The 10,369-nt window shown below is 42.7% G+C and carries 1 protein-coding gene; it reads right to left on the bottom strand.

Annotated elements, in window-relative coordinates:
• Nucleotides 1-194: 194 nt before the first annotated feature.
• The gene (locus IQ228_RS13020; RefSeq protein ID WP_193963034.1) at nt 195-9,854 is read right to left on the bottom strand and encodes a putative Ig domain-containing protein; all 9,660 of its coding nucleotides are present in this window, start codon (nt 9,852-9,854) and stop codon (nt 195-197) included.
• Nucleotides 9,855-10,369 lie beyond the last annotated feature (515 nt).

Here is a 10,369-nt window from a genome sequence, read left to right as displayed (position 1 = left end):
CGTTTTTTACTTCAATTTATTAGTCTAACTTATAATCTGTATCTTGAATATCTTCATTTATTTATCTTTTTCTCCCTCTGGGTGGTGTTCATTCTTGTTGCTCCTTATTGACAATGGGTTTTGATGCCATTTTTGGTGTTTTTCTTTTTTGCCAATGTATTTTCTCGATAATATGTTATTTTTTATTCTCAATTTTATTTCTTGCCTATGTAATTCCACTCCTGTGACAGTTGGGGTGCGGAATGTGGGTTAAATCCATTGGGGAGATTAGCAATAACAGAGAAAATTACCTTAGCTCGGTCTAAAGCTGCTTGGGCATAACCTACTGTGCCTGGGGCAATACCATTGATTTTACCTTGAGCATCGTCAACGGTAAATATTCCTAGTTCATTAACAAGATTAGAGCTTCGTTCTATGAGAGTAATTTGAAGTTTTGATTTGCCACTACTATCAAAGACGTTGAAGATATCATCAGCAATTTTTGAAAGCTTCAACGTAGGTGAGGTATTGCTCTGTTTGACAGCTAGTAAAAATGTGTCAGTGGCAATTAAACCATCATTATCTTTGGCTCGTACCTGAATTGTTAAACTTCCAATATTGGCGTTAGTTAGTGTACCGTTAAAGGTACGAGTAGCAGGATTAAATTTCAGCCAGCTAGGTAAATTACTGCCATCTTTTAGTGTTGCCGAATAAGTAAGACTGTCACCTGCATCTATATCTGTAAAAGTGTTTTCTGGGATAGTGAAACTAAAAGCTGTGTTTTCTGTAGCTGTAACATCAGCGATCGCATTATTTACAATCGGCGCATCGTTGAGGTTTTCAACGGCGATCGCAAAGATATCATTAACAGATACCCCTGCTTTATCTATAGCGGACACTTTAACATTCAAAGTCCCTACGTTGTCATTAGTGGGAGTACCGCTAAAGGTGCGAGTTGTGGGATTGAAAGTTATCCAACTTGGTAAAGCATTACCATTTTCTAAGGTTGCGGAATAGGTAAGGACATCACCAGCATCAATGTCTGTAAATGTGTTGGTAGGAATTTGGAAATTGAAAGCGTTTCCTTGTTTAGCGTTTTGATCAGCGATCGCATTACTCAAAACTGGCGCATCGTTGACGTTTTCAACTGCAATGACAAAGATATCATTAACAGATGCTCCAGCTTTATCTGTAGCTGCCACTTTAACATTCAAACTGCCAACATTATCATTGATGGGAGTACCGCTAAAGGTGCGAGTTGTGGGATTAAAGATTAACCAACTTGGTAAAGCATTACCATTTTCTAATGTTGCTGAATAAGTAAGAACATCACCAGCGTCAATGTCTGTGAAGGTGTTGGTAGGAATTTGGAAATTGAAAGCGTTTCCTTGTTTAGCGTTTTGATCAGCGATCGCATTACTCACAATCGGAGCATCATTGAGATTTTCGACTGCAATGACAAAGATATCATTAACAGATGCTCCAGCTTTATCTGTAGCTGCCACTTTAACATTCAAACTGCCAACATTATCATTGGTGGGAGTACCGCTAAAAGTGCGAGTTGTGGAATTGAAGGTTAACCAACTTGGTAAAGCATTACCATTTTCTAATGTTGCTGAATAAGTAAGAACATCACCAGCATCAATATCTGTGAAGGTGTTGGTAGGAATTTGGAAATTGAAAGCTATTCCTTGTTTGGCGTTTTGATCTGCAATTAGGTTAGCAACCGTCGGTGGATTATTTACCAAAACTACAGTTGTAGAAGTATCGGCTTGATTTGGGGCAGATTCTTGGAAACCTACGTTATCGGTAGCCACGCTGTAGAAGCGGTAAACATGATTTAATTCACCTGTATAAGTTGCGGAAGTGTCTGTGATACCTTGTTTCCAGATTGTGAAATCACCGCCATTGTCGGAAACGTATATATCGTATTTGGCTACGCCGCTACCATTGTCAGCGCCTGTCCATGCAACATTAAAGTTGGGGCTACTGTTGGCAGATAGGGCTGTAACTTGGCTGCTGGGGGCGTTGGTGTCGATTTTATTCGACCAAACGGGGGTTTCGATCGCCTCATTGGTGTCGAAGACGATGCTGGCTTGGGCATCGAGGCTGGCTCCGTTGGCGGTGTCGCTTTTGGATTTAACTCGATAGTTGACGAAGCCTTCGCCGTCGCGGGTGGCGTTGTTGGGGGGGAGGAATCCGTCGGTGACTCCATCGGCGGGTTGTCCTGTGAGAGCGTCGATGGTGATGATTTTCCAGGTGACGAGGCGGGTGGTGGTGTTGAGGGTGGCGGTGAAGTCTACGAAGTCGCCGATGGTGTTGCGGAGGTCGAGGCGGGTGGTGTAGTTTTGGAAGCCGTCGGGGACGGTGATGGTGGTGCTACCGAAGCCGAAGTCGCCTAGCTCGAAGGTGTTGAGGTCGAGATCGCTGTCGAGGGTGTGGGTGATGTTGACGAGAACGGCGGGTGCGGTGGCGGTGGCTATGTTCTCGAAGCGGATGGTGTAGGGGAGGATGGGATCGGGGGTGAGCCAGCGATCTGTTCCTGTGCCGCCGGGACCGATGATGTCGTTGGGATCGAAGGCGAAGAAGATTGGGACTTCCGTTAGGGCTTCTGGGTTTCCTGGACCGAAGGGAGTATTAGGGTTATTTCGACCGAAGGGAGTATTAGGATTATCTGGATGAAAGGGAATATCTGATGTTCGGGGCTTTGTAGGAATTGGATCGGCTGGGTCTTTATCTTTAGACGGAGTTGTAGGTTTATCTGATAGTTTTGATTTGTCTTTAGCTGGTGCAGGCATTGCCTCACCTGTTTTTTGCTTTTGCTCTTTCAATTTTTTTAGTATTTCAGCATTTTGTTTTTTTAGTTGATTTTGGTTCTCTAATATTTTTTCATTCACTGCTTGCTGTTGATCTAACTCTTTCTGATGCTGTTCTTGAGCCTCTTTTTGCTCTTTTTGATGCTGCTCGGCTTGTTTAGCATCCTTCCAATCTGTCCACAAGAGGGTACCCCAGACTCCTAGTACTAACCCAATTGCAGAGTAAGTAAATGCTGCTACATTTTTACCTTCGGGATCGACAACGTTGGTTGGACTATTGTTGGTGTAAGCATACAAATTCAACCCACCATTAATCCCGATCGGATCTGGATTCAAAAACCGTCCTTCTCCAGACGTATAAAACCGCGCCCGCATAAATTCCAGCCCATTGGCTTCATTCATCACCCCAAGCTGCCCAACATACTCGAACGAGTTAGCAACCGTTTCAGTTTTAGTTAAACTTTCACCAAAGGGTAGATAACTGTAACTATTCAGATAATTACCACCCGTCCCACTCAACCCCACCACTGAACCGATCGCATCGGTATCAAAGAAGCTGGTATTCGTGCCATCATTCCGACTCACCAAGCCCAAACCATGACTGTAACGAGTGGCTTGGCTGCCTGTATATTCACCCACCACATCGCCTAAACCTGTGGGGTCGAGTAAATAGTCAGTTTTTTGACCATTGAAGGTACTCCCAATCCTATCGCCGAAAGCATCGTATTGATATTGCCAAGTCCTATCAGCATTTGTCACGCCGATTAAGCGGTTTTCAATGTCGTAGCTAAAGCTGCTGGTTTTACCGCCGATAGTTTTGCTGGTGAGGTTGCCGTCTTTATCGTAGGTGTAAGTATCACCGCCGACAGTCGTGTACTGGTTGAGGTTATTCGTGCTGTAATTGGTGGTCGCGCCGCTATCCTTGACCGTAATTCGGTTTCCTGCGGCATCGTATTTGTACTCGATACTGCGTCCACTAGGGAGAGCAACGGAAGTCAGTTGACCTGTAAGATCGTAACCATAGCTGGTTTTACCTTCCAATGTTGTCAAACTGGTGCGCTGACCTAATTGGTTGTAGGTATAGTCATAGCGCGAGTTGATGCTGTTGTCGGGTTTGTAATTGACAATGCTCAGAGCTTGTCCTGCATCATCGTAGGAGTAGGTCGTATAAGTGCCATTCCCATTATCCTCGCGGCTGAGTTGCCCTAAAGTGTTGTAGCTGTAGCTGACAATGTTTTTCGCATCCTTATCAGTGAGTTGCTTCAACCGCCCCACGCTGTCATAGCTGTAATTGGTAGCAAACCCATCTTGGTCAACCATCTGACTCCGCCGTCCACCTGCATCGTAGCTAAAGCTGAGGGAGCGCGTCCCCCCATAGCTAACATTGGTGAGTCTGTCGGCAACATCGTAGCCATAAGTAACGCTACTATCAGCATCGGTAGCTTTGGTTAAATTCCCCCGCACATCATATTCAAATGCAGCCGAAGTACCATCAGCAAAGGCTTTCTTGGTTAGCAAGCCGCGACTATCGTAGGTGTAACTAATCTGCTGTCCGCGCCGATTGCTGGAAACCGTCACATCACCCTTATCGCTATAGGTAAAGCTTTCCTTCGAGCCATCTGCATAGCCGATACTACCCAGATTGCCTTTATCATCGTAACTGTAATTAATCGCATTCCCCTTTTGGTCGCGGACGCTCTTAATTTGGTCGTAGCGAGAATCGTAGGCAAATTGGACACTCTGCCCCAAAGCATCGGTAGAAGCGAGTAAATTCCCCTTGCTATCGTAGGTAAATTTCGCATTGGAACTATCGGGAGCTAATACTTGAGTGAGATTGCCCTTACTGTCATAACTAAAGCGGCTAATCCTTCCCAACGCATCGGTAGTTTGAGCGACTTGTCCGCGATCGTTTAGCAATACTTGGGTAGATTTATTATTAGCATCAGTAACCGTCACACCGCCCGTACTGTCGTAGCTATACTTGAGGGTTTGTTCACCACCATTGAGGCTCTCTTTCGTCACCCGTCCCAAATCATCGTATTCAAATAGCGACTGCGTACCATCAGGATAGGTAATTGATTTAATCGCGTTGGCTTTCGCGCCCACAGTTTCGTAGGTATAACTAACCGTCCCACTGACATCACTCACCGACAACAACCTCTCCCCAGTTGCATCGTAGGTATAGGTGGTAGATTGTCCGTAGATATCAACGACTTCATTTACCCGCCCTTGGGCATTGTATTTGAAAGTGACTTTATCGCCATTGCTATAACTCAGCCCCGTCAACTGATTAGCGGTATAGCCGAGGGTGACTTTATTCCCATTGGTATCTTGAATAAAATCTAACTTCCCATTCGCCAAAAAGCTCTGGACAGTACCATCAAACTCTTTGATTTGATAAACATCGCCCACCTTAGTCAAGATGCCCAAATCGTCAGTAATGCCCTGATATTTACCATCTTTCCCTTTGGTAAACGTGCGACGGCGATCTCCAGTTTGAATTGCTACATCCCCCGCCGCATCAGTAATCGCCGTGACATCCCAAGGATTCACCCCACCACGCCCAAACGCCCCGACAGTAGAACGCGCCGAAATCGCATTACTATTCACCTGCTGTAGCTCAAAACTCAACAGCCGCGAGATATCGCCTGTATATTCACCCAATTGACTGAGGCGATTCGCATTATCACCCAATACCTTTTGAAACTCACTCGCCTTTCCGCCAACGCTAGTGACAAAATTACTATAAATCTTGTCCCACACATCCGCCGCAATCCCTTCAGGGCGAGAGCTTTCCTTAATGCCATTCCAGTCAACATTCTCATCTAATGCCAAACTATTAACTTCTAGCGACACACCACCCATATCGCGAAAGTTCACCCGAAACGAACCACTCGCACCAGCAGGTAACACCCCAGCATTGCCTTCTTTATTGATAGCGAGGAATTGAACCTTGTTATTTTTATACTCACCAGATTCTTCCAGCAGTCCATTAGGAGCTACCAAAGTCAGAAAGGGAGCCGGAATATCTGTGTTTCCAGCATTGCGATAGGTAACAATTGCTTGTCCCGTTCCACCAGGACGAATAGCTGTAGCTGCAATATCTACCTGTAAGCGTCCAAGTTGCAAGTCATTTACCAAGAAGACATCATTCACCAATGCTTGACTCGCTTGGTCTACGACCTGCACATCATAAGCTCCAGTTACTTGCCCCTTTAGGTCAAATTTCGCTGTGATATTGCTATCATTCAGCACAGTTACTGCACTACTACTTACCACCTTGCCAGCAGGATCGATAATACTAACTTGGGCATTACGAGTAAATTTATTGCCCTTAATATTGATGGTAGCTTCACCTTTATTACTGCCCCCAATCGGGTTAACACCTAAAATTTGAAAGCCAGAATCTTGCTTAGGAATAGCCGATAAGCTTAAATTATAGTAAGTATCACTATTCGTCCCACCAAAATTATAAACCTGAGCATAGTAAACACCAGCATCTAGTTCTTGGGTGAACTGATTAGTTTCTCGGTCGATAGTATTGAGCCATTGCCCCTGACTATTCGCAAAATGTAAGATAGTAGTATTTATCGATCTTTCTGGATTGAAATTGAGATTAAAGGTACTTGCTTCCTTTAATTCAAACCGATAGAAATCACCATAATCAATTTGACCAACAAAATCAGTAAACGATCTGGCTGTATTCAAAACACCAATATCCCGTGCCGTCTGAGTATCATGCCCCGCAAGGTCTGCAATAGCGGGAGCCGAAACATTGAGTTGATATTTTGTACCAATACCTTCCGTTGGGCTAACCCTTAAAAAATAAGTTCCCTCAGATAACCCTTGACTGAGAGTATTACTAGTTGTAACAGCCAATGGAAACCCACTTCTGCTGGCATTAAGAAAACTTGCATTAATGTTTCTACTAGTGCCAGTAAAGTCAAACTTTACAAAGCTACTTGAAGTAACCCGAAATTTGTAATAATCATCAAAATCGTTAGATAAATTGTTGAAATTGCCAATATATTCACTGATTTGTTGCGGATTAGTAATCTCACCCAAATCTCTAGCTGTGTCAAAGGTTTGACCAGCCGTATCTATCGGTATACCCCCTAAAGATATTGCACTCGCATCAAGTTTATAATTGGTTCCATTACCAGTGCCATAGACATAGGCATAGTAAGTTCCAGCTTTGAGATTTTGGCTGATAGTTTTATCAGTTTTATCAAATGGAGTAAATTGGCTAATTTGATTACCATTACTGCTAAGTAGAGATAAAATAGCGTTCTCAGTTAAACCACTAAGCTTCAGATTAACATTACCGTTTTCTGTCAGCGTGAATTTATAGTAATCACGCTCATCATTAGCTAAACCACTAAAGCTACCAATAAAATCAGTAGAAGATATTACATCAGATTTAAGAACACCTAAATCTTTAGCCGCATCAATATTTTGACCAGCATTATCAACAGGCGCAGCCCCTAAAGATACGGCACTAGCATCAAGTTTATAGGTAGTTCCCGGATCGTTGCTACTGACTTGGACATAATAAGTATCTGCCTTCAAATTCAGACTAATACTTTCATCGACGTTGCGAGATTGGACGGAATATTCAATCTGATTACCATTACTGCTGAGTAAATACAAATCAGCATTTTCGCTCAAGCTACTGAGCTTGAGATTAACTGTACTATTCTCTGCCAAGGTAAATTTATAATAGTCATCTCGATCGCTTGCTAGACCATTAAAGCTACCAATAAAATCAGTCGAAGATAACACCGCAGAGGTCAGGATGCCTAGGTCTTTCGCCGTATCAATAGATTGGCCAGCATTATCTGAGGGCGTGGCTCCTAAGGATAATGCACTAGCATCGAGTTTATAGGTAGTTCCGTTGCCACTACTATTGACTTGAAGATAATAAGTATCTGCCTTCAAATTCAGACTAATACTTTCATCAACGCTACCAGATTGGACAGAATATTCAATCCGATTACCATTACTGCTGAGTAAATACAAATCGGCATTTTCACTCAAGCCACTGAGCTTGAGATTTACTGTGCTATTTTCTGCTAGAGTAAATTTATAATAGTTGAAACTAGAGTTGGCAATCTGGTCATCAACCGTTTTGATAACTTCGCCTAAAGTGCCTAAATTATTGGCTTGGTTGATGGGATTATCATCAACTGGCGTATCACCCAATGAGATAGCACTGGCTGTCAATTGGTAATTAGTGCCATTTCCACCCCCACCCCCACTAGCATGGATATAGTAAGTACCAGCACGGAGATTTTTGCTGATAAGTTCATCAGCATTACCTGCTGTCGCAGAATATTGAACACCTAACCCTTGAGCGTCGAAGAGTTGTATATTTACATTCTGGCTCAAGCCACTCAGCTTGAGATTAACCGTACTATTTTCAGCCAGCGTAAATTGATAATAGTCACTATCATCTCTCGTCAACCCATTAAAATCACCCAAAAAGTCATTAGCAACGATCTCAGTTGTGCCAAGTATACCGAGGTTTTTTGCTCGTTCAAAGCTATCCCCCGCATTATCCACAGGCACAGCACCCAGGGAAATAGAACTGGCTGACAGTTGATAACTAGTACCATTGCCACCACTAGAAGCAGAAACATAATAAATTCCAGCCCGCAGGTTGAGCGCAATATTATCATCAGCATTACCTGGTTGAGCGTAAACCTGAACTGCTTGCCCCTGACTGTTAAATAGTTGTTGCCCCCTGCTGTCATACAAATTCAACGTCACATCTTGACTTAACCCACTCAGCTTGAGATTAACCGTACCATTTTCAGCAAGGGTAAATTGATAATAGTCACTATCATCTCTCGTCAACCCATTAAAGTCACCCAAATAATCATTAGCAACAATAGCAGTTGTACCTAATACACCAAGATTTTTAGCTCGATCAACACTATCTCCCGCATTATCGACAGGTACAGCACCTAAAGAGACAGCACTAGCTTCAAACTTATAATTAGTGCCTTGTCCACCCCCACCAGCATTTATATAATAGGTACCAGCCCGCAGATTGCGAGAGATGCTCTCATCAGCGTTATCTGGATTAGCAGATAATTCGATGAATTGTCCCTGACTATCAAACAGTCGGAGAAGCGCATCTTGACTTAAACCACTCAATTTGAGGTTAACCGTACTGTTTTCAGCTAAGGTAAACTGATAATAATCGCTACTATCAGCAGCTAACCCATTAAAATCACCCAAAAAGTCATTAGCAATTATCGGGGTAGCACTCAATACACCAAGATCTTTGGCTTGCTCAAAACTATCCCCTGCATTATCAACAGGAATTGCACCCAAAGAGATAGCACTAGCTTCAAATTTATAATTCGTTCCCTCCCCACCATGCAGAACAAAAACAAACCAAGTACCAGGGCGTAGATTTCGGGTAATATTCTCATCAGCACTACCTGTATTAGCTGAAATTTGAATCACTGCCCCGCCCAGACTTTCAGCCTGATGTAAATATAAAGTCGCATCTTGACTTAATCCACTCAGTTTGAGATTGACTGTACTATTTTCAGTTAAAGTGAATTGATAGTAGTCCGTATCATCCGTAGCCAACCCATTGAAGTTACCAACAAAGTCATTAGCGACGGTTACTGTTGAACCCAGCGTACCGAGGTTTTTGGCTTGAGCGATAGTATTTCCAGCATTATCCACAGGAATCGGTCCCAAAGCGATCGCACTAGTTTCGATCTTGTAATTTGTCCCAGTTCCGCCCCCACCTACATAAAAATAGTAACTACCCGCCCTCAAATTCTGGATAATATTTTCATCAGCATTGCCACTAGCAGATGATTGGGTAATCTGACTACCATCAGCATTAAGCAAGAACAAATTCACATTCTGACTCAATCCACTCAGTTTGATATTCAGTTTGCTATTTTCGGCGATCGCAAATTTGTAGTAACCAATTGAATCCGCATTGGAGATGATATCTTCAAAAACCTTGATACTTGTATCTACAGTTCCGATATCGAGAGCGGTTGTGATCGAGTTTCCAGCTTGCTTTGGCATAAATTTATGATTTATTCGTATGGAGAAAGTATTGTAATTAACTAGTTTTTCTGCGTAGCTGTAGCAAACAGTATCATACTGAGTATACAAGAATCTGACATCCACCAAAAGTTAGAGAATAAGTAATGGGACAGAATTAATTACACAATTGATTTTTCTGTTCCCTGTTCCCTACAGTCGCCTAACATCACCAAAGGATGGCAAAAACTGTCATGTATATAAGCTTTTAAACGATGACTTCAAATCAAATATGAAGATTGTTTTTGATGAATTTTTGCCGCAATGGAATTATACTGCTAAGCCAGAATTACACGTTATTTAATCCACGATCCTTAGAGGAAGTGATAGCGATCGCTTGACGATCAATACAGTTTCTTGTGTAATTGTCAACTATCTTGCCCAAAAACTTCCCGCACCTCCACCCCATGACAATCATTTAACTTTGATAAATCAAAGATTATAGCTATTGAGTACAACATTAATATTGATATATCTAGAAGATTTACTATTTGCTA

It is taken from the genome of Dolichospermum sp. LEGE 00246, from assembly GCF_015207865.1.
Lineage (GTDB): Bacteria > Cyanobacteriota > Cyanobacteriia > Cyanobacteriales > Nostocaceae > Dolichospermum > Dolichospermum heterosporum.
Note: the sequence above shows the minus strand (reverse complement) of the source record. Positions and strands in the feature narration are given on the sequence as shown.

Bases quoted from the DNA above. Each gene is read 5' to 3' on its own strand.
- IQ228_RS13020 (WP_193963034.1), bottom strand. From the start codon at position 9,854: ATGCCAAAGCAAGCTGGAAACTCGATCACAACCGCTCTCGATATCGGA.